Consider the following 21481-nt stretch of genomic DNA (forward strand, 5'->3'; position numbering starts at 1 on the left):
TTAATCCTTCCGCTTAAGAAGCTCACCACGGGCCGCTTTCTGGGTTTCCGTGAGGATGCCACGCAATATATTCATCTCGGCCCGACTGACCGAACTACGTCCGTACAGGCGGCGCAGGCGCGCCATCAAGTGCCGCGGTTTTTCAGGATCGAGGAACTCGATGGACACCAGGGTCTGTTCCAGGTGCTCATAGAACCGCTCCAGCTCATCCATAGTCGCCAGCTCATCGCTTTTCGGCGATGCGACTTCGGTCTTTTCAAGCTTTTCCGGCAGCCCTTCGGCCGCCAGCCATGCCATGCGCACTTCATAACTCAACACCTGCACCGCCGCCCCCAGATTCAGCGAACTGAAATCGGGATTGGAGGGAATGTGCACGTGGTAATGACATCGCTGCAGCTCTTCGTTGGTCAGGCCGGAATCTTCACGGCCAAACACCAGAGCAATTTCAGCGCCGCCCGCCGCTTCCTCCACGACTTTGCTGCCGCACTCGCGGGGCGACAGCAAGGGCCAGGGAATGCGCCGATCACGGGCGCTGGTACCCAGCACCAGGTTGCAGCCCACCAGCGCATCCTCCAAGGTGGCGACGACTTGCGCGTTTTCAAGGATGTCATTGGCGCCCGAGGCGCGCGCATCGGCCTCGTGGTGCGGAAACAGTCGCGGTTCCACCAGTACCAGGCGCGACAGCCCCATGTTTTTCATGGCGCGCGCCGCCCCGCCGATGTTGCCGGGATGACTGGTATTGACGAGGACGACACGGATGTTTTGCAGCAAGGGAGGCGCTCTCGGACACGGGAAAGGGGAGCAAAGCTTACAGAACAGCCTAAGGTTATGCCATGAAAGCGAACGTCATCCTTCACCTGAAGAAAGTTTCTGCTAGAATGCTCGGCTTTCTTTAACAACCTTAGGTGACACATCCATGCAGCCCATGCTGAATATCGCGCTGCGCGCCGCCCGCAGCGCCAGTGAATTGATCTTCCGCTCCATCGAGCGCCTGGATACCATCAAGGTCGACGAAAAAGACGCCAAGGATTACGTATCCGAGGTCGATCGCGCCGCCGAACAGAAAATCATCGAAGCCCTGCGCAAGGCCTACCCGACCCATGGCATCCTCGGCGAAGAGTCGGGCCTGCACAAAGGCAGCGGCGAAGGCGAAGACTACCTCTGGATCATCGACCCCCTGGACGGCACCACCAACTTCCTGCGCGGCATCCCGCATTTTGCCGTAAGCATCGCCTGCAAATACCGCGGTCGCCTGGAACACGCCGTCGTGCTGGACCCGGTTCGCCAGGAAGAATTCACCGCCAGCCGTGGCCGTGGCGCCCAGCTCAATGGTCGTCGCCTGCGCGTCAGCGGCCGCACCAGCCTGGACGGCGCCCTGCTGGGCACCGGCTTCCCATTCCGCGATGACCAGATGGACAACCTGGAAAACTACCTGGGCATGTTCCGCGCCCTGGTTGGCCAGACCGCTGGCATCCGTCGCGCAGGCGCTGCCAGTCTGGACCTGGCCTATGTGGCCGCCGGTCGTTTCGATGCGTTCTGGGAGTCGGGCCTGTCCGAGTGGGACATGGCGGCAGGCGCCCTGCTGATTCAAGAGGCCGGCGGCCTGGTGAGCGACTTCACCGGTGGTCATGACTTCCTGGAAAAAGGCCACGTGGTTGCCGGTAACACCAAATGCTTCAAGGCAGTCCTGACGGCGATCCAACCACACCTGCCAGCCTCGCTGAAGCGCTAAGCGAGCGAGCACAAAAAAGCACCCTTTAGGGTGCTTTTTTGTGCCTGGGATTAGGGTAACGCTGCATTTCCTGCCTCAACCAATACCCGCCCCCACACAATTTGAATTGCACCCCGCTGAGGGATTACTGCTGGTTCTGTCCGAGGATCAGGCGACCTTCTTTGTCGACTGGAATCTGGCTACCCGGATCACGGTCCATGCGTACCGAACCTTCCTTGCCATCCAGGTTGTAACGCACGTCATAACCAACAACCTTGTCACTAATGTCATTGACGGTGTTACAGCGCGTTTGCGTAGTCGTGTAAGTATCGCGGTTCTGCATGCCTTCCTGAACCTTGTTACCGGCATAACCGCCACCGACAGCACCGGCCACGGTAGCCAGCTTCTTGCCATTACCACCACCGATCTGGTTGCCCAGCAGGCCACCGGCCAAGGCACCGACCACGGTACCCACGATCTGATGCTGATCCTGCACCGGACGCTGACGCGTCACGGCGACATCCTTACAGACCTCTCGCGGGGTTTTAATCTGGGTTTTCACCGGCTGCACCGCCAGCACTTGCGCATACTCAGGGCCGCTTTTCACCAAGCTGTAGGTGGCAACAGCACCCCCGGCAGTCACACCGACAGCACCCAATACCGCACCAACCAGCAACGACTTGTTCACGTGAACCTCCTGACCATCACAAACGGACCGATACGTCCGCGCTATACCCAGCCTTGGAGCAAAAAAAAAGGCGCGAGTTCAATACTCGCGCCTTTCTTGTAACAGCGTATCGACAATCACCCATCAAGGGCGGTCGTCGACCTCCTTGCCAGTGCTGGCCGGAGGGATCAGGTCTTCGCTGTTGAGGTTCAGCCAGATCAGCACCACGTTGGCGATGTAGATCGACGAGTAGGTACCCGCCAAAACCCCGATGAACAAGGCCAGGGAGAAGCCCCACAGGTTGTCGCCACCGAAGATCATCAACGCAGCGATCGCCAGCAACGTGGAGATCGACGTCGCCATGGTCCGCAGCAGGGTCTGGGTGGTGGAGATATTGATGTTCTCGATCAACGACGCCTTGCGCAGCACGCGGAAGTTCTCACGAACCCGGTCGAATACCACAATGGTGTCGTTGAGGGAGTAACCGATGATCGCCAGTACCGCCGCCAGCACGGTCAGGTCGAAGGTCACCTGGAAGTACGCCAGGATACCCACGGTCACGATCACGTCATGGACCAGCGACACAATGGCGCCGACACCGAACTTCCACTGAAAGCGGAACGCCAGGTAGATCATGATCCCGACCAGCGCCATCAGCATGCCGAGGCCGCCCTGATCGCGCAGTTCTTCACCCACCTGCGGCCCTACGAACTCGACGCGCTTGACCGACGCCGGGTTATCGCCGCCGACCTTCTGCAAGGCATCGGCAACCTGATGACCCAGTTGCGGGTCTTCACCCGGCATGCGCACCAGCAGGTCAGTGGTCGCACCAAAGCTCTGGACGATGGCTTCGTGATAGCCGGCCTTGACCAACTCGTTGCGCACCAGGGTCACATCGGCCGGCTTCTCGTAGGTCAGCTCGATGAGCGTACCGCCGGTGAAGTCCAGGCCGTAGTTCAGCCCCTTGTGGAACCAGCTGAACAAGGCCAGAACGGTAAGGAGCACAGTGACGCCGAACGCAACGTTGCGAACGCCCATGAAGTTGATTGTACGTAACATGGCAGCCCCTTAAATCCACAACTTCTTGAAGTCACGCCCGCCAAAGATCAGGTTGACCATTGCGCGGGTCACCATGATGGCCGTGAACATCGAGGTAAAGATACCGAGGGACATGGTCACCGCAAAGCCTTTGACGGGGCCTGTGCCCATGGCAAAGAGAATCCCGCCGACCAGCAAGGTAGTCAGGTTGGAGTCGAGAATCGCGGTAAATGCCCGGCCAAAGCCTTCGTTGATTGCACGCTGTACGGTCATGCCCGCCGCGATCTCTTCACGGATCCGCGAGAAGATCAGTACGTTGGCGTCCACCGCCATACCCATGGTCAGTACGATACCGGCGATACCTGGCAGGGTCAGGGTGGCGCCCAGCAGCGACATCAGGGCCAGCAGCATCACCATGTTGCCCGCCAGGGCCACGGTGGCGATGATGCCGAAGAAGCGGTAGATGGCGATGATGAACAAGGATACGAACAGCATGCCCCACAAGGCCGCATCGATACCCTTGGTGATGTTGTCGGCACCCAGGCTCGGGCCGATGGTACGTTCTTCAGCGAAGTACATCGGCGCGGCCAGACCACCGGCACGCAGCAGCAGGGCCAGTTCGGACGATTCCCCCTGGCCGTTCAGGCCGGTGATGCGGAACTGCGCACCCAGCGGCGACTGAATGGTCGCCAGGCTGATGATCTTTTTCTCTTCCTTGAAGGCCTGAACCGGCACATCTTTCTCGACGCCGTTGACCACCTGCTTGGTGTAGGTAGTGACCGGACGCTGCTCGATAAAGATCACCGCCATGCTGCGCCCAACGTTGCTGCGCGTAGCGCGGCTCATCAGCTCACCACCGTGGCCATCCAGACGGATGTTCACTTCAGGGGTGCCGTGCTCGCCGAAACCGGCCTTGGCGTCGGTTACCTGGTCACCGGTAATGATCAGGCTACGCTCGATCAGCGCTGGAGGACGGTTGCCTTCGCGGAATTCGAACTCTTCGGAAGTGGCACGGGTAGCACCCGGCTCAGCCGCCAGACGGAACTCCAGGTTGGCGGTTTTACCCAGGATACGCTTGGCTTCAGCGGTGTCCTGTACGCCCGGCAGCTCGACCACGATACGGTTGGCGCCCTGGCGCTGCACGATCGGCTCGGCCACACCCAGTTCGTTGACGCGGTTACGTACCGTGGTCAAGTTCTGCTTGATGGAGTATTCGCGGATTTCCGCCAGCTTGGCCGGGGTCATCGCCAGACGCAGCACAGGCTGACCGTTCAGGTCGGCCGGTACGATGTCGAAATCGTTGAAGTTCTTGCGAACCAGTGCACGGGCCTGCTCGCGGGACGCTTCATCAGAGAAGCCCAGCTGGATGGCACCGTTGAGCTGCGGCAGGCTGCGATAACGCAGTTTCTCTTTACGCAGCAGACTCTTCACGTCGCCTTCGTAGACTTTCAGGCGCGCGTCGAGGGCTTTATCCATGTCGACTTCCAGCAGGAAGTGCACACCGCCGGACAAGTCCAGGCCCAGCTTCATCGGATGAGCGCCGATCTTGCGCAGCCAGGTCGGGGTGGTCTGTGCCAGATTGAGCGCGACCACATAATCGTCACCCATGGCCTTGCGCACGACGTCTTTGGCCGGCAATTGGTCTTCTGCCTTGGTCAGGCGCAACAAGCCGCCCTTCGCATCAGCCGCCAACGTTGCCGCCTTGACCTGGATCCCCGCATCGGTGAGCGCCTTGCTCGCGCGTTCCAGGTCCGCCTGATTGACCTGCAGCGAAGTGCTGGCGCCAGTGATCTGGATCGCCGGGTCATCAGGATAGAGGTTGGGAGCGGAATAAATAAAACCGATCGCCAGCACCGCCACGATCAGTACGTATTTCCACAGAGGGTATTTGTTCAGCATCACGCCGCCCGCTTATAACGCGGGGCGCCTTGCGCGCCCCGTCGATTGGTAAAGGTTGTTACTTTAGATCGCTTTGAGCGTGCCTTTTGGCAGCGTGGCGGCGATCGCGCCCTTCTGGAACTTCATTTCGACGGTATCGGACACTTCCAGCACCACGAAAGCATCGGAAACCTTGGTGATCTTGCCAGCGATACCGCCGGTGGTCACGACTTCGTCGCCTTTCTGCAGGCTGCCCAGCAGGTTTTTCTGCTCTTTGGCGCGCTTGGCCTGTGGACGCCAGATCATCAGGTAGAAGATGACCAGGAAGCCGACCAGGAAAATCCACTCGAAACCACCGCCCATTGGGCCGGCGGCGGCAGGCGCAGCGGCATCAGCCATGGCGTTAGAGATAAAAAAGCTCATTTAGCACTCCAGTTGCAAATAGTGAATCTTAGGGTCGGAAAACTCAGTCCAAGGGCGGCACGGGCAGCCCGCGCTTGGCATAGAAGGCATCGACGAAGGCGGCCAATGTACCCTGTTGAATAGCCTCGCGCAAACCAGCCATCAGGACTTGGTAGTGACGCAAATTGTGGATGGTATTCAACATGCTACCCAGCATTTCCCCACACTTGTCCAGATGGTGCAGATAAGCACGGGAGAAGTTCTGGCAGGTGTAGCAATCACAGGTGGGATCCAGCGGCGAATCATCATGGCGATGGAACGCGTTACGGATCTTCAGCACGCCTGTATCGATGAACAGATGCCCATTGCGGGCATTACGGGTTGGCATCACGCAATCGAACATGTCCACCCCGCGGCGCACACCCTCTACGAGATCCTCCGGTTTGCCAACGCCCATAAGGTAACGAGGTTTGTCAGCCGGCATCAGGCCAGGCAGATAATCCAGCACCTTGATCATTTCGTGTTTTGGCTCGCCCACCGACAAACCGCCAATGGCCAAGCCGTCGAAACCGATCTTGTCGAGACCTTCCAGCGAGCGCTTGCGCAGGCTTTCATGCATGCCGCCCTGGACGATACCGAACAACGCCGCCGTGTTGTCGCCATGGGCATTCTTGGAACGCTGAGCCCAACGCAGCGACAACTCCATGGAGACGCGCGCGACGTCTTCGTCAGCCGGGTACGGCGTGCACTCGTCGAAAATCATCACGATGTCGGAGCCCAGGTCACGCTGTACCTGCATCGACTCTTCCGGCCCCATGAACACTTTGGAACCGTCCACCGGCGAGGCGAAGGTCACGCCCTCTTCCTTGATCTTGCGCATGGCGCCCAGGCTGAACACCTGGAAACCGCCGGAGTCGGTGAGGATCGGGCCCTGCCACTTCATGAAGTCATGCAGGTCGCCGTGCTTCTTGATCACCTCGGTGCCCGGGCGCAGCCACAGGTGGAAAGTGTTGCCCAGAATGATCTCGGCACCGGTGGCGACGATGTCACGCGGCAGCATGCCCTTGACGGTACCGTAGGTACCGACCGGCATGAACGCCGGGGTCTCCACAGTGCCACGCGGGAACGTCAGACGACCGCGGCGAGCTTTACCATCCGTGGCCAGCAATTCAAAGGACATACGACTCATGATTGTTCCTCAGGGCCGCGCGGCGCCGGGTTACGGGTGATGAACATCGCATCACCGTAGCTGAAAAAACGGTACCCGTTGTCGATGGCGGCCTGATAAGCGGCCATGGTTTCCGGGTAACCGGCAAATGCCGACACCAGCATCAACAGCGTGGATTCCGGCAAATGGAAGTTGGTGACCAGGCAATCGACCACATGGAAAGGCCGGCCCGGGAAAATGAAGATATCGGTGTCACCGCTGAACGGTTTGAGCACACCATCGCGCGCCGCGCTTTCCAGAGAACGCACGCTGGTAGTACCCACCGCTACCACCCGACCGCCGCGCGCCTTGCACGCCGCCACTGCATCCACCACTTCCTGGCTGACTTCCAGCCATTCGCTGTGCATATGGTGGTCTTCGATCTTATCCACACGCACCGGCTGAAACGTGCCGGCCCCCACGTGCAGGGTCACATAGGCAGTCTCGACACCCTTGTTGGCAATCGCATCCAGCAGCGGCTGGTCGAAGTGCAGTCCGGCCGTTGGCGCGGCCACCGCACCGAGACGCTGGGAATACACAGTCTGATAGCGCTCGCGGTCCGCGTCCTCGTCAGGACGGTCTATATAAGGAGGCAACGGCATATGCCCGACGCGCTCGAGCAGCGGCAACACTTCCTCGGCGAACTTGAGTTCGAACAGCGCATCATGGCGCGCCACCATCTCGGCTTCGCCCCCCCCATCGATCAGGATGCTCGACCCCGGTTTCGGCGATTTGCTGGAGCGCACATGGGCCAGCACGCGATGGCTGTCCAGCACCCGCTCCACCAGAATTTCCAGCTTGCCGCCGGAGGCTTTCTGGCCGAACAACCGCGCCGGAATCACCCGGGTATTGTTGAAAACCATCAAATCGCCCGGGCGCAAATGCTCAAGCAAATCAGTGAATTGACGGTGTGCGAGGGCACCGCTCACCCCGTCCAGGGTCAGCAGTCGACTGGCGCGACGCTCGGCCAACGGGTGGCGAGCGATCAGCGAATCAGGAAGCTCAAAAGTAAAGTCAGCAACGCGCATGATGGGGTTCGTCTAGCAGGGCCGGGAAGTCTAGCGGAAATCGTCAAAATTGACCATGAAACGTGATTGACCAACGGTAATCACCTCTCTATACTTCGCCGCCATTGAGCCCTGATGGCGGAATTGGTAGACGCGGCGGATTCAAAATCCGTTTTCGAAAGGAGTGGGAGTTCGAGTCTCCCTCGGGGCACCATCTTAAAGAAAGACCTTGAAATTCAAGGTCTTTTTTTTCGCCTGTCGAAAAGTGGCCGACACACCAGCGGAGGTAGCGGGACCATGGAATTGTTGCTCGAAGCGGTTGCGCTGTTTGCCCTGAAACTCGTACATGAACATGACGATGGCAGCCCACTGCTGCGGGATGATCCGGCAATGGAAGGGTATGACCGCGAGGTGTTTGGGTTGTTGATGCGGCAAGGGAATTTGGCGGGGATTCAGTTGAAGCTCAATGAATGCCTGACATTGGCACTCGACACCCTGGGCGGCGCCGATACTGTGATGGGGCGCGAGTTGCAGCGATTGGTGGCAGAGGTGCGTCAGGCGTCGACATTCGACGAGCTCAGTGCTCCGCTCAGCGCACTCAAGAACTACCTGAAAGCCATCCTGTAATCACAACCTATCGCCGCCCCTCCACCGCCATCCGCACCGCCAACCCCATCAACACCGAGCCCATCAACCAGCGCTGCACCACCTGCCAGCCGGGACGGTTGACGAAAAACACCGCGATGGACCCGGCCATGGCAGCGATCAACGCATTGACGCTTACGCTGATCACAATCTGTGTAAAGCCCAGCACCAGGGATTGCATCAGCACGCTGGCGTGACCGTTGGGGTCGATGAATTGCGGCAGCAACGACAAATACATCACCGCCACCTTGGGGTTGAGCAGGTTGGTCACTAGCCCCATGGCGAACAGCTTGCGCGGGCTGTCCTTGGGCAAGTCCCGCACCTGAAACGGTGAACGCCCGCCCGGCCTGATCGCCTGCCAGGCCATGTAAGCCAGGTACAGCGCCCCGCCGAACCGCAGCGCGTCGTACGCAAAAGGCACCGCCATCACCAAGGCCGTAATGCCCAATGCCGCGCACACCATGTAAACCAGAAAGCCCAGCGCCACACCGCCCAGGGAAATCAACCCGGCTGTGCGCCCCTGGCAGATCGAGCGAGAAATGAGGTAAATCATGTTCGGGCCTGGCGTCAGCACCATACCCAAAGAGATCAAGGCATAGGCCAGCCAACTGGACGTTTCGGGCATGCTGCTGCTCCTGTTTTCAGTTCCGGCCATGGTAGGCCGTTGAAAACACCGGCGTTAGATACAGATCTGCGGGCAAAACGTCATACACCTGCGTTCGGACACCACTCCTGATTCAACGGACACCCTAAAATCGCTCGCCTGAACACTCCCCCTATCACCTCATACACCAGACTTCACCCGCTTACTTTTCCCACACCCACCATCGAACAATGCCAATTCCAGCCCACTGACACCTCCCCGTAGGCTCCCTTCCTCGCACAAGGAAGTGAGTCGGTCATGTCAGAACGTTTGTATCCGCCCACCGAAAAAGAACGGCTCAAACAAAGAATTCTGACCACGCAGCCGGCGCGTCTGCCGCCTTCGGCGCCTGTTGAATTTTTCGAACCATCGCCCTCCCCTGTTTCCCCATTACCTGAACCTCGCGGTTGCACCTTTCTCAAACCCTGCCAGCTACCCAACGGCCTCATTCGCTACAACGACCCCACCGGTTACATACCGCTGGAATTGATCGAGAACTACGGCCATTTCAGCCTGTTGGGCGGACGTGAGGTGGACAGCCAGGGCGCAGTGGCCCTGCACAAAATCAGCGGCAGCACACTGCCGGTTGGGCTGGGGCAGTTGGCGCTGCGGTCGGCGGCTTTCGAGTCGGCTGCAACCGCTGCGGGCTCGGTGGCCGGCGGGCTGCTGACGGGCCTGCTCGCACTGGCTTGGCCTTCGGCGTTGGGTGACAGCGCGCTCTACAGCGACGAGCAGTTGCGTTCGATGCAACAGGCCCGCTCGCAGATGCGGTTGCAGGTTGAGCAAGGTGAGGACGGCACGCTCAAGGGCTATGGGTTTTACACGGGTAGCCATACCGATTGGCAGATGATCGATGTGGCGCAGTTCCAACGCCGTGGCGATCAGTTCGTGGCGGATTTGGGTGAGGGCGTGGCGTTGATCTGGACGCCCGCGATAGATTCGAGCGACACCCCTGGCATCCCGGCCCTGGAGGCTGCGCCGCAAGCGCCGGTGATGTGGATCTATCCGCCGACGGAAAAGGCGGCAGAGATTCTGGTGAACCCGGTTTATCCGCCGGAGTATCGGGACTTTATTCTGGTGTTCCCGGTGGAGTCGGGGGTTCGGTCGTTGTATGTGGTGGTTAACACACCAAGAAAAGGACTAAGAAACCCAGACCATGACTACTTCTCAGCCCCACTAGCCGAAGACATAACAGGCTTTCCCGGTCTGATTCCCCAAAAACCCGTGACTCCAAGACAAGGTGGGGCCGGCTTACGTGACCGGTGGATAGACGCCAAAGGAAGAAAAATCTTTGAATGGGACTCCAAGAAAGGCGAGCTGGAAGTCTATCGAAACAGTGATTTGAAACACCTCGGCGCATTCGACCCTTATACCGCCGAACGTCGAGGACCAGCAGACCCAAAACGTCGAATTTATAGGTAAAGAGGCACTCGGAAAATGGTGATGAAGATCAGATTGCGGTGGTACGAAAAACTCTGCAATGACTTGAAGGCAGATGAGTATTCAGCGCACATAGAAGATCCAGACAGTGTTTTTGAAGCACTGGGTTTAAGTAAAGAGACTGCGATATATGCCGACGTATTCAACGTGCGGCCTGATTGGATATCGATTATTCAACCGTACTTCCAGCACATGATTGAACTCGATCGCTTCGACTACCAAATTTCCTTCCGCTACCAAGGCTCATGGCCCCCACCACCAAAACAACCCAAAAAGGAGTCTTGATGCAATGAGGCATCACCGCCAGACGCCGGAGCAGGCCAGCCTTGTTATGGAGGGATAATGCGACACCACAAAAAAGCACCAGCGCCTACCGGGTTTGAAACGTCTCCAGATACGCCAGGATATTTTCAATTTTTTCCGGATCGCTGATGCCCCAGAAAATCATGCGTGTGCCGCTCACGATCGATTTGGGGTCTTCGATGTAGGCCGCGAGTTTGTCCCGGGTCCAGACCACTCCGGAATTTTTCATCGCATCGGAATACTGATAGTCCGTGGTGGTGCCGGCGGGCCTGCCGATGATGCCGTTGAGCTCCGGGCCGAAACCGCCGCGTGCGCCTTCGCCGATGCTATGGCAACCGCCGCAGGTTTTGGTGAAGAGCTTGCCGCCCGCTTCGACATCGCCGGCGGCATGGGCCGAACCGGCACCGAGAAGCAGGGCGAGGGTGAACAAGGCGAACTTCATAAAGGCTCCACATCGGTAACGGTGAGCCAATTATGCCTGTATCACCCCCACTGCGCCGCCCCCAGCAAACGTCCCTGCCGACTCTGCGCGTCCCACCAGACTACCCGCAGCAAGGGCGCCTGCTGAGCGATCAGGATGGCTTGCACCGGGTCGCTCTCCACAAAGTGGGTGCAGGCCAATTGCAATGTGGCAGTGGCTTTATGGGTGGCCACTTGCTCGGGTGTGTCGATGTAACGCTGAGTGTCACGCATGATCAATGGGGTGTCGCCATAGCCGTGGCGCCTCAGCCAGTCTTCAGTGCGGGCACGGTCCATTTCCGGACGACCCGTGACGATGGCTTTCACGGTGCCCAGCGCCGGCAGGTGCTCGAACGGTGCCAGTTGATCGCGCTGGCGCAGGGCGGCTTGCAGGTCTGCATTGTAGGTCTCTGGCGGGATGTCCGGCAGGAGGATGCCGTCCAGGTCGATGGCGTAGGCGTCGTACTCATGGTCCTGGGCCAAGTGGCCCGTGCGCCCGCCACGGGTTTCCTGCCAATGATCGCGATAGGCTTCAGTACGTGCCTGGCGCTCCCAGGGAAACTGCAGGAAGTAACCACGCCCATCGATGCCGTAGTCGGGACGGGTCGCGCTGAGATCGTCGAAACCCGCCGTCAGGACCTTTACCTTCAAGCCCTGGCGTTGCAGGAAGTTGGAGCAATCCTTGAGCGTATGCCCCGTGCCGGCGATGTCCTCGCACAACAGCACTTTGCTGCCGGGTGGCGGAATCGGGATCGACGAGTCCCATGCCACGCTGCGGTCAGCGCGCTGATAGCGCAGAAACGCCGGAGCCACCCCGGTGACATGGGAGACCATCAGCGCCAGCGGCCCGCCGCCGCGCAAAATGCCAATGACGCTGCTGAATGCTTCGTCCAGCAGCGCCGGTTGCAGGGAGGCAATCCAGCGATCCAGATGCTCGTAGGAGATGGGCAGTACGGGTCGGTTCAAGGGCGCGATCTTTTCGAAAGGAGCGGTGCCGAAGGTCGACACCTGTTTCGGAAAAACGCCTGGCCGCAACGTTTTATTCCCGGTTCACGGGCGATGAGACGCAAAAAATCAGCCTGCCGAAAGCCTGCTTTTCAGGGACATGCCAGCGTCTGAATGACCATCCATCGCCTCGCGTATCTCCAATCGAACCTATTAAAGCTCTCTCGACTCCACCTAACTGGAACCCTGATGGTGGAGAAGGATCATGGCTCAGCCATCGATTTTGGTATTGGAAGACGACGAGATCATTCGCTCGTTGATGGTGGATGTGCTGGAAGAATTCGGGGCGGTCGTGACGTCTTTTCCTTCGGCGGATGAAGGGATGATTTACCTGGAACAGGGCGACGATCCGGTGGACCTGATCGTCACCGATATCCAGATGCCGGGCTTGCTCAATGGTTATGACCTGAGCCGTGTAGTCGCCCATCGCTGGCCGTCGGTGCCGGTGCTGCTCACCTCCGGCAACACCAAACTGGCCTCGCAATTGGGCGGTTCCGTGCGGTTCTTGCCCAAGCCGTGGAGCACCGAACGTTTGCTGGAGTGCGTGCAGACTGCATTGACTCAACCTCCTCTGCATTGATAGCGCTGCGACATCATTCAATCGAACTTCGCGACAGCCTGTGCGGTCAGTGGTAAGGCACGGAGCGACTTTTCTGATCCGCTGGTCAGCCCTTTCGCGTTGCGCGCTCAGTTGACGGCCATGAGTTGTGTAGAATCGTCGCCCATTTCCACGCGTCATTCATGGCCGCAAGGCCCACAGTTCGAGCTTACTGAATGCATTCACAGGCCCATGACGTTAGTGCGCCCTCATTGCTGGAAGCGTTGCGCACAGGCACGGCTCTGCTGCACACCGCGCTGGAAAAGCGCCTGCCGTTCTTTTCGGAGCGTCTGAATGCCGACGGGTATCGGCGCTTGTTGCAGGCCTACTACGGGTTTTATCAGCCCTTGGAAGCTGCGTTGTACGACTCAGGTTTGATCCCTGAAGGCTTCGACCAGGCACTGCGCGTGAAAACGCCTACCCTGCTGAATGATCTTCATGCCCTTGGCCTGAGCGAGACGGATATCCACGCCCTGCCCCGCTGTACCCGCCTGCCGGTTCTCGACTCGGCTGCCGCCTGCCTTGGCACGCTGTATGTGATCGAAGGCGCCACCTTGGGCGGCCAGGTGCTGCGCCGGGAAATGGCCCAACGCCTGAACCTGGATGCGCACAACGGTGCTGCATTTCTTGACGTGTATGGCGCCGAGACCGGTCGGCGCTGGAAGGATTTTCTCGATTATCTGGGCGCCCCGTCGCTGGATACAGCCGCCACACAACACGCGGTGACCGCCGCCCGGTCGACATTCAGCTGCTTTGAGCAATGGCTCGAGCGCCAGGAGGTATTGCTATGAAACCCGAAGATTTTGAAGAGCTGCTTGCCAACTGCGCAGACGAGCCCATCCGCTTTCCCGGGGCGATCCAGCCCCATGGCGTGCTGCTGACGTTGTCGGAGCCTGATTTGCATATCATCCAGGTCAGCGCCAACGTCGGCACCTTGTTCAATCATGCCCCTGAAGCCCTGCTGGGCCAGCCGCTGCACACGCTGATCGGTGCCGAACATGCTCAGGCCGTGCAAACCATGGCCACGCAGAATACGTTTTTCGATGCCCCACCGCTGCACGTCACGCTTAACGGTGGCGAGTTCGAAGGTTTGCTGCATCGCCATCAGGATGTGCTGGTGCTGGAGTTCGAGCCACTGCTCAAAAACTTTCAACCCCGGGCTCTGAATGGCCGCACCAGCAACCTGGGCAAAATGCTGCAACGCCTGCAGTCAGCGAAAACCCTGCAAGCGCTGTACGAAATCAGCGTGACTGAAATCCAGGCCATGACCGGTTACGACCGGGTGTTGATCTATCGCTTCGAAGAAGAAGGCCATGGCCAGGTCATCGCCGAAGCGTCGGCACCGTCCATGGAGCTTTTCAACGGGTTGTTCTTCCCCGCGTCCGACATCCCCGAGCAAGCCCGCGAGTTGTATCGCACCAACTGGCTACGCATCATCCCGAACGCATCTTACGAGCCAGTACCGTTGGTGCCCAAATTGCGTCCGGATACCGGCCAGCCACTGGACTTGAGCTTCGCAACGTTACGCAGCGTGTCGCCGATCCACTGCCAGTACATGCAGAACATGGGCGTGTTGTCGTCCATGAGCATCTCGCTGATGAAGGGCGACAAGCTCTGGGGCCTGATCAGTTGCGGCAACCGCCAGCCGCTGCTGGTACCCAACGATCTGCGCACGGCGTGCCAGACCATTGGCCAGGTACTGTCGCTACAGATCAGCGCCATGGAGGCCCTGGACCTGAGTCGCCAGCGCGAAGAGAAAGTCGAAGCCCTGGCGCTCCTCGATCAAGCGATGAAACGCTCGGATGAAAACGTCTTCGACGGCCTGGCCCAGCAACCACAAGTGTTGATGGACCTGACCCTGTCGGGAGGCGTGGCGATCATCGAAGACAAACAGCTGCACCGCTACGGCAACTGCCCGGAACCGGCGCAGATCCGCGCCCTGCATAAATGGCTGCAAGAAAGCGGCGAGCCCGTGTTCGCCAGCCACAACCTGGTCTCGGTCTACCCGCCTGCCGCCGAATTCCAGCAGGTGGCCAGCGGGGTATTGGCCATGAGCCTGCCCAAGCCGGTGGACAATGGCGTGCTGTGGTTTCGCCCGGAAGTGAAAGAGAACATCAATTGGAGCGGCGACCCGCAAAAGCCGTTGAACCTGGAAAATTCCGAAGCCGGCTTGCGCCTTCGCCCACGCACCTCGTTTGAAATCTGGAAGGTGGAAATGGCCGGTATTTCCACCAAGTGGAGCCATGGCGACCGTTTTGCGGCCAATGACCTGCGCCGTTCCGCGCTGGAAAACGATTTGGCGCGCCAAGTGCTGCGCGAGCAACAGGCCGTACGCGCCCGTGATGAACTGGTGGCCGTGGTGTCCCACGACCTGCGTAACCCGATGACCGTCATTTCCATGCTGTGCGGCATGATGCAAAAGGCCTTCAGTTCTGACGGCCCACACACATCGCGGCGGATTTCCTCGGCCATCGACACCATGCAACAGGCCGCCGGGCGCATGAACGTGCTGCTGGAAGACTTGCTCGACACCTCGAAAATCGAAGCCGGGCGCTATGTGGTCAAACCGGTGGCGCTGGATGTCGGCCAGATTTTCGAAGAGGCCTATTCACTGTTGGCGCCATTGGCGATGGAAAAAGGCATCGACCTGTCGTTCAACGCCGAGCCTGGCCTGCAGATCAATGCCGACCCGGAGCGTCTGTTCCAGGTGTTGTCCAACCTGATCGGCAACGCCATCAAGTTCACGCCACGCCAGGGCAATATCGGCATCAGCGCGATGAACAATGGCGAGGAAATCGTGTTTTCAGTCCGCGATTCGGGCGAAGGTATCGCCCCAGAACAACTGCCCCATGTGTTTGACCGTTACTGGACCCAGGCCGAAAACAACCCCACCGGCAGCGGCCTGGGCTTGTACATCACCCAAGGCATCGTCCAGGCCCACGGCGGCACCATCGTGGCCGAAAGTGAAGTGGGCCGTGGCAGTGAGTTCCGCTTTACAGTGCCGAAGGTGGCGGGGGATTCGCATACCTGACCACCTCCCCTGTGTTGAGCCGGGCTTGCCCGCTCAACACAACAACCTCACGGCTAGACAGGCAACACCACCACCGCTTCCAAGCCGCCGCCCTGGCGTTCGGCCAGGGTCAGGGTGCCACCGTGCTCCAGCACAATTGCACGTGCGGTGGAAAGCCCGAGCCCGGTGCCGCCGGTGCTTTTGTTGCGTGAGCCTTCAAGGCGATAGAACGGCAGAAACACTTGTTCACGATGTTCGGCCGGGATACCCGGGCCACGGTCCAGCACGCGTACTACCACCTCTGTCGAGTTGTGCAGCAGCTCGATTTCAGGGGCCACGCCGTAGTGGATGGCGTTGTCCACCAGGTTGGTCATCACTCGCTTGAGCCCCAGGGGCCGGCCAAAGTAGACCAGCCGCGGCGGGCCGCGAAAGGTGATGTCGATGGCCTGGTCACGGTAGTCATCAATCAGGGTTTGCAACAGCTCCGCCAAGTCCAGTTGGGTCGCCTGTTCCAGGCGTGCATCATCACGGAAGAACGCCAGGGCGGTGTTGATCATCGCCTGCATTTCGTCGACATCACGAAACAAGCGCTGTTGCTGGTCGGCATCCTCGATGAACTCCCCGCGCAGGCGCAAACGCGTCAAGGGTGCGCGCAGGTCATGGGAAATGGCGGCGAGCATCTGGGTGCGGTCCTGGATGAAGTGCCGCAACTGCGCCTGCATGCTGTTGAACGCGAGGATCGCTTGACGGATTTCGTGGGGCCCCACCGGCTCGATGGGCGGGGCGCGAAAATCGGCACCGAAGCGCCGCGCACCTTGGGCGAAGTGTTGCAGCGGGCGCGCCAGGCGACGGGTCGCCACCAGAGTGACCAACGCTGTGGAAATCAACACCAACACCAGCACCACCACACTGCGTGCACCTTCGGACATGCCCCAACTGCGCGCAGAAGCGCTGAACATCAGCCAGGATTGATCCGGCAGTTGCACCAGCAACGCGTAGCGACCGTTATCACCGGGCCAGTCGGCGGGCTCATAACCTTCCATGGGCCGCGGCGGTCCCTGAAGCAGGTGCTTGAAGGCGTTCTCGCCCGAATGGAATTTGGAGTCTTGCAGGACGGGTAAACCAAACACCTCGCGATGAACCGCCCAGTCCACGCCGAACCCCGGGTCGGCCATCGCCTGAGCCAGATGCGTGCGCTGTTCGGGTGGCGATGCCTCGATGGCGCGCACCACCACGGCGATCTTTTCCAGCAGGCCGGTTTCGGTCAAGGGTGGCCGCGCCCAGACGCCCGCCAGTTGCACGAACAAGGCGTTAAAGGCCAGCGCGGTCAACATCGCAATCAGGATGGTCAGCGCGATCCAGCGGGCCACGGTGTCACGCGGTCGCCGGCTCATGAACGGGTCACGCTGGCCGTGAACTGGTAACCGCCGTTGCGCACGGTGCGGATCATCGCCGGACGCTTGGTATCGAACTCCAGCTTGCGGCGCAGTCGGCTGACCTGCACGTCGATGCTGCGGTCGAAGGCGTCGTGACAATGACCACGCGCCAGGTTCAGCAGTTGTTCACGGGTCAGCACCCGCTGGGGATGCTCGACGAACACCAGCAGCAGGTCGAACTCGCCGGACGACAACGGGATCATCACCTGGTCCGGCGAACGCAACTCGCGGCGTGTGAGGTCTAGCTGCCAACCGGCAAAGCGGATCAACGGACGGGCGGCTTCACCCGGCGCAGGCCGGCTTTCACCCGCGCGGCGCAACACCGCACGCACCCTGGCCAGCAATTCGCGGGCGTCGAAAGGTTTGCTCAAGTAGTCGTCGGCGCCCATTTCCAGGCCGACAACACGGTCACTGAGTTCCCCCATGGCGGTAAGCATGATCACCGGCGTGGCGTACTGCTGGCGCAGGCTTTGGCACAGCAGCAGGCCGTTATCGCCGGGGAGCATCAGGTCGAGGATGATCAGGTCGGCGGGCCGGTGCTCCATCGCCGCCCACAGCTCGGCGCCGCAAGCGGCGGTCTCGACCCCGTAGCCATGTTGCAGGAAAAATTTCTTCAGCAGCGCGAGGACTTCAAGGTCATCGTCCACGATCAAAAGGTTGCTCACCGGCAGGCATGCCTCGGGTTGTTCGACGTGTCATCTAAAACCATTCGAGGCGGCCCGTCATATATTTCAATCGTGCAATAAAGCGACGAGCGCGCAATAAACCAGACATCTTTGCGCAAGACTTGGCTGCCAGCATCGGCCTCCCTTTTGCGGAGACTGTGCCCATGCGCTCGCTGACGTACCCCCAGCATCTGGCTCGCCAGGCCGTGCTGTTGCTGACTGTGTCTTACCTGACGGGCTGCGCAAGCCCTGCGCCTGTCACTCCCATCACCCACTGCGCACAGGTAGACCAACCGGTGTATGACCCAGCCGAGCCGGTCAACCGCGGGGTGTTCGCGTTCAACCGGGCTGTGGATAACTACGCCCTGGCACCGGTCGCCCGTGGTTACCGTTACCTGCCGGATTTTTTCCAGCAGGGTGTGCATAACTTTGCGCGCAACTTCAGCGAGCCCAAGGTGTTCATCAACGACCTGCTGCAAGGCAACCCGCGCCGCTCCATCAATACCCTGGGACGTTTTGCAGTAAACACCACCGTGGGCGTGGTGGGGCTGATCGACATGTCGGATCGCCTGGGTATCCCGCGTCATTCCGCAGATTTCGGCCAGACTTTCGGCGTGTGGGGTATCGGCAACGGGCCGATTGTCGAGTTGCCGCTGCTGGGCAGCGGCAACAGCCGCGATGCCGCCGGTAAAGTCTTGAGCTTCCTGGTGTCGCCGCTGGGCGATAGCGATACGGTGCAGACGCTGGGCACCATCAGCCTGGTGGGCGGTACGGTGGACACTCGCGCATCGTTGTTGCCACTGACCGACAGCCTGCAGAAGCTGCCGGACTATTACAGCGCATTGCGCAATGTGGTGGCACACAATCGTGCGGCCTTTGTGCGGGAGGGCAGGGACGGTTTGACCTCGCCCGAGACCGACAACTGCTCAAAAGACGCTGGCGACGACTTCTGAAAGACGGCTGCCTGTGGCCGTCATATCCTGCAGCAGGACGTTTATGGCCGCCCCGATCTGACCTCTATAAGTTTGGCACCACTTCGCTCGACAGAGCGAACCATCCATGACTTATTGAAGGAAACTTCCATGCTTGGCGCAATCAATCACACACTGGGCTACGTTCAATACCCCACACCGCAGCAGGATGATGCGGTGCCCCAGCGCACGAAGCGCAGCATTGATGAGACTCACAGCTTCCTGAGCGACGATAACCTGGGGGCAGAAGCCAACGACCGAGGCCGGGGCACGGGAAGGAACAGGGGCAGGACCACAGGAGGCATCGACTCCCTGGGGCGTGGCAACGTCCTTTAACCCCCAACAAACGAAGGGCTGTGCACAGCCCCTCGTTTGCGCTTAACAAAACGATCACATTCGCCACGCTAACCTTGCCGGCTCAATCCAACAGGGAACCTCTGCCTGCATGCCGTCCTCCGCCCCGCTCCCCGCCGTATTGGCCGGCCCCTTGCTGCGACGTCTGGAACCTCGGCGACTGGTGCTGTGGCTGGTGGGCAGTCGGGCGCTGGAACTGACGCTCGAACTGCATCTGCCGACCAGGCTCCTGTCGATCAACCTCGACCACTGCCGCGTTATCCCCGTGGGACGCCATGCGTTCATTCACCTGGTCGATGTGTTGCTGGACGAGGCCCTGCCCCAGGACGTAGTCCTTGAATATGACCTGCTCATCGACGGCACCGGCATCGCCGAATGGGCCCCGCACCTGCTCTACACCAACACCCCGCGCCCGAGTTTCGTGCTCCACAGTCGCCTTCACCAATTGGTCCACGGCTCCTGCCGCAAACCCCACCACCGTGCCGACGAGGGCCTGCTGTGCGTCGACCGCCTGCTGGCCGAAGTCAGTAGCCCGTCCGAACGCCCTGCCTTGTTGATGATGAGCGGCGATCAGGTGTACGCCGACGACGTGGCCGGCCCCATGCTGCGCGCCATCCATGCGCTGATCACACGCCTGGGTTTATTCGATGAATACCTGGACGGCGCCGTGGTCAGCGACAGCGCCAGCCTCTACGGCCATCGCGCCAGCTACTACCAGCGCGCCGACCTGCTGCCGGCACTGGCCAGTAATGCGACGCTGCGTGAACGCTTCTTCGGTGGCGTGAAAAAACCTATCTTCACCAGCAGCACGGCGGACAACCACCTGGTGACCTTCGCCGAAGTGCTGGCGATGTACCTGCTGGTGTGGTCGCCTGTGCCCTGGAGCCTCATCGCCCCACAGCCACCGATATTGAGTGCCGAAGCACAACAACGTTATGCCCGCGAGCAAGCGCAGCTCGATCACTTTCGCGAGGGCCTGCCAGGGGTCGCACGGGTATTCGCGCACCTGTCGACACTGATGATCTTCGACGACCACGACATCACCGACGACTGGAACCTCAGCGCCCAGTGGGAGCAGACCGCCTACGGGCACCCGTTCTCCAAGCGCATCATCGGCAACGCCTTGCTCGCTTATCTCTTGTGCCAGGGCTGGGGCAACCAGCCGGAGGTGTTCGACGGGTTGCTGGACCAGACACTGGCCTTGACCACCCAGGCCTGCGACAACCATCTGGACGCGAGCACCCAGGATGATCTGCTCGACGCCCTGCTGAAGTTCCAGCAGTGGCACTACGTATTGCCCACCCGCCCGGCCCTGGTGGTGCTCGACACCCGCACCCGGCGTTGGCGCAGCGAGCACGCCTTGCACCAACCCTCCGGCCTGCTGGACTGGGAAGCCTTGAGCGAACTGCAACAGGCACTGCTTGACCACCCGTCGGCCATCATCGTTTCCCCTGCGCCGGTCTTTGGCGTGAAACTGATCGAGACCGTGCAGAAAATCTTCAGTTGGTGCGGCCATCCGCTGCTGGTGGACGCCGAAAACTGGATGGCCCATCGCGGCGCCGCCCAGGTCATCCTCAACATCTTTCGCCACTCCCGTACACCGGGCAACTACGTGATCCTCTCCGGTGACGTGCACTACTCGTTCGTCTACGAAGTGCTGGTCCGCCATCGCAACGCTGGCCCAAAAATCTGGCAGATCACCAGCAGCGGCATCAAGAACGAATTCCCGCCGCGCCTGCTGGACTGGTTCGACCGCCTTAACCGCTGGCTCTACTCACCCCGCTCGCCCCTCAACCGTTTCACCCGCCGACGCCCCTTGCAGGTAGTGCCGTATACGCCGGAACATGCCCGGGCAGGCGAGCGGTTGTGGAATTCGGCGGGGATTGGCCAGGTGTTCTTCAACGAACAGGGCCAGCCTGAAACCATTTATCAGTACAACGCCAATGGCAAACCCCGCACCCGCATGCTGCCACCGCAGTGATCAACAGCACATATGTCCTATCCCAATCGCCTTGCACCCGTTGTACAGTAGCCCCAGCCAC

General features: G+C 60.1%; 21 protein-coding genes and 1 tRNA gene. 10 read left to right on the forward strand and 12 right to left on the reverse strand.

What is annotated here, in order from left to right; translation table 11 throughout:
* The gene (trmJ, locus tag ACW9IN_RS10610) at positions 1-771 is read right to left on the reverse strand and encodes a tRNA (cytosine(32)/uridine(32)-2'-O)-methyltransferase TrmJ (RefSeq protein ID WP_457365814.1); all 771 of its coding nucleotides are present in this window, start codon (positions 769-771) and stop codon (positions 1-3) included.
* Between the two features lie 145 nt (positions 772-916).
* On the opposite strand from trmJ, the gene suhB reads away from it, so the two are divergent.
* A complete protein-coding gene (gene suhB / locus ACW9IN_RS10615) occupies positions 917-1732 on the forward strand; it encodes a type III secretion system regulator SuhB (RefSeq protein WP_457365815.1) in 816 nt (271 codons plus the stop codon).
* A 124-nt stretch (positions 1733-1856) separates the two neighbouring features.
* On the opposite strand, the gene ACW9IN_RS10620 is transcribed toward suhB, so the two are convergent.
* The 6 genes from ACW9IN_RS10620 to queA all read right to left on the reverse strand — a co-directional run bounded on the left by ACW9IN_RS10620 (position 1857) and on the right by queA (position 7931).
* Positions 1857-2399: a glycine zipper 2TM domain-containing protein gene (locus tag ACW9IN_RS10620; RefSeq protein ID WP_457365816.1), complete on the reverse strand. Its 543-nt coding sequence runs from the start codon at positions 2397-2399 to the stop codon at positions 1857-1859.
* Positions 2400-2522: 123 nt separating this feature from the next.
* Entirely contained in the window at positions 2523-3437 is a 915-nt protein-coding gene (gene secF, locus ACW9IN_RS10625; protein WP_457365817.1) for a protein translocase subunit SecF, read from the reverse strand.
* A gap of 9 nt (positions 3438-3446) precedes the next feature.
* Positions 3447-5315: a protein translocase subunit SecD gene (secD, locus tag ACW9IN_RS10630; protein WP_457365818.1), complete on the reverse strand. Its 1869-nt coding sequence runs from the start codon at positions 5313-5315 to the stop codon at positions 3447-3449.
* 63 nt (positions 5316-5378) lie between these two features.
* Positions 5379-5717, reverse strand: coding sequence for a preprotein translocase subunit YajC (gene yajC / locus ACW9IN_RS10635; RefSeq protein WP_003175975.1), 339 nt, complete (start codon positions 5715-5717; stop codon positions 5379-5381).
* A 43-nt stretch (positions 5718-5760) separates the two neighbouring features.
* On the reverse strand, positions 5761-6876 hold the full coding sequence (gene tgt, locus ACW9IN_RS10640; protein ID WP_010565220.1) for a tRNA guanosine(34) transglycosylase Tgt: 1116 nt from the start codon (positions 6874-6876) through the stop codon (positions 5761-5763).
* A 5-nt stretch (positions 6877-6881) separates the two neighbouring features.
* A complete protein-coding gene (queA, locus tag ACW9IN_RS10645; RefSeq protein WP_457365819.1) occupies positions 6882-7931 on the reverse strand; it encodes a tRNA preQ1(34) S-adenosylmethionine ribosyltransferase-isomerase QueA in 1050 nt (349 codons plus the stop codon).
* Positions 7932-8039: 108 nt separating this feature from the next.
* Here queA and ACW9IN_RS10650 point away from each other — a divergent pair.
* Both ACW9IN_RS10650 and ACW9IN_RS10655 read left to right on the forward strand, forming a co-directional pair.
* Positions 8040-8124, forward strand: a tRNA-Leu gene (locus ACW9IN_RS10650).
* A gap of 83 nt (positions 8125-8207) precedes the next feature.
* On the forward strand, positions 8208-8537 hold the full coding sequence (locus ACW9IN_RS10655) for a hypothetical protein (protein ID WP_457365820.1): 330 nt from the start codon (positions 8208-8210) through the stop codon (positions 8535-8537).
* Between the two features lie 7 nt (positions 8538-8544).
* On the opposite strand, the gene ACW9IN_RS10660 is transcribed toward ACW9IN_RS10655, so the two are convergent.
* Positions 8545-9180 (reverse strand): LysE family translocator, encoded by a 636-nt coding sequence (locus tag ACW9IN_RS10660; protein WP_457365821.1) that lies wholly within the window; start codon positions 9178-9180, stop codon positions 8545-8547.
* Positions 9181-9456: 276 nt separating this feature from the next.
* On the opposite strand from ACW9IN_RS10660, the gene ACW9IN_RS10665 reads away from it, so the two are divergent.
* Entirely contained in the window at positions 9457-10620 is a 1164-nt protein-coding gene (locus tag ACW9IN_RS10665) for an S-type pyocin domain-containing protein (protein ID WP_457365822.1), read from the forward strand.
* A 15-nt stretch (positions 10621-10635) separates the two neighbouring features.
* Positions 10636-10923, forward strand: coding sequence for a colicin E3-like toxin immunity protein (locus tag ACW9IN_RS10670; protein ID WP_457365823.1), 288 nt, complete (start codon positions 10636-10638; stop codon positions 10921-10923).
* Positions 10924-11008: 85 nt separating this feature from the next.
* Here ACW9IN_RS10670 and ACW9IN_RS10675 read toward each other — a convergent pair whose 3' ends face one another.
* Complete coding sequence (locus ACW9IN_RS10675; RefSeq protein WP_457365824.1) at positions 11009-11383, reverse strand: c-type cytochrome; 375 nt, start codon at positions 11381-11383, stop codon at positions 11009-11011.
* A 41-nt stretch (positions 11384-11424) separates the two neighbouring features.
* A complete protein-coding gene (locus ACW9IN_RS10680; protein WP_457365825.1) occupies positions 11425-12366 on the reverse strand; it encodes a phosphoribosyltransferase family protein in 942 nt (313 codons plus the stop codon).
* Between the two features lie 244 nt (positions 12367-12610).
* Here ACW9IN_RS10680 and ACW9IN_RS10685 point away from each other — a divergent pair, with 244 nt between their 5' ends.
* From ACW9IN_RS10685 to ACW9IN_RS10695, 3 genes are all read left to right on the forward strand, one after another.
* A complete protein-coding gene (locus ACW9IN_RS10685; RefSeq protein WP_457365826.1) occupies positions 12611-12985 on the forward strand; it encodes a response regulator in 375 nt (124 codons plus the stop codon).
* 194 nt (positions 12986-13179) lie between these two features.
* A complete protein-coding gene (locus ACW9IN_RS10690) occupies positions 13180-13794 on the forward strand; it encodes a biliverdin-producing heme oxygenase (protein ID WP_457365827.1) in 615 nt (204 codons plus the stop codon).
* Positions 13791-16034 carry an ATP-binding protein gene (locus ACW9IN_RS10695; RefSeq protein ID WP_457365828.1) on the forward strand — a complete coding sequence of 748 codons (2244 nt, stop codon included), beginning with the start codon at positions 13791-13793 and terminating at the stop codon, positions 16032-16034. The genes ACW9IN_RS10690 and ACW9IN_RS10695 overlap by 4 nt, the downstream gene beginning before the upstream one ends.
* Before the next feature lie 53 nt (positions 16035-16087).
* Here the strand turns inward: ACW9IN_RS10695 and ACW9IN_RS10700 are convergent, their stop codons facing one another.
* On the reverse strand, positions 16088-17407 hold the full coding sequence (locus tag ACW9IN_RS10700) for a HAMP domain-containing sensor histidine kinase (protein WP_457365829.1): 1320 nt from the start codon (positions 17405-17407) through the stop codon (positions 16088-16090).
* Positions 17404-18114: a response regulator gene (locus ACW9IN_RS10705; protein WP_457365830.1), complete on the reverse strand. Its 711-nt coding sequence runs from the start codon at positions 18112-18114 to the stop codon at positions 17404-17406. The genes ACW9IN_RS10700 and ACW9IN_RS10705 overlap by 4 nt, the downstream gene beginning before the upstream one ends.
* 164 nt (positions 18115-18278) lie before the next feature.
* Between ACW9IN_RS10705 and ACW9IN_RS10710 the strand changes: the two genes are divergently transcribed.
* Together ACW9IN_RS10710 and ACW9IN_RS10715 are read left to right on the forward strand one after the other, a co-directional pair.
* A complete protein-coding gene (locus tag ACW9IN_RS10710; protein WP_457365831.1) occupies positions 18279-19067 on the forward strand; it encodes an MlaA family lipoprotein in 789 nt (262 codons plus the stop codon).
* A gap of 463 nt (positions 19068-19530) precedes the next feature.
* Positions 19531-21420 carry an alkaline phosphatase D family protein gene (locus ACW9IN_RS10715; RefSeq protein ID WP_457365832.1) on the forward strand — a complete coding sequence of 630 codons (1890 nt, stop codon included), beginning with the start codon at positions 19531-19533 and terminating at the stop codon, positions 21418-21420.
* Positions 21421-21481 lie beyond the last annotated feature (61 nt).

The organism is Pseudomonas sp. SDO5271_S396, from assembly GCF_054071795.1.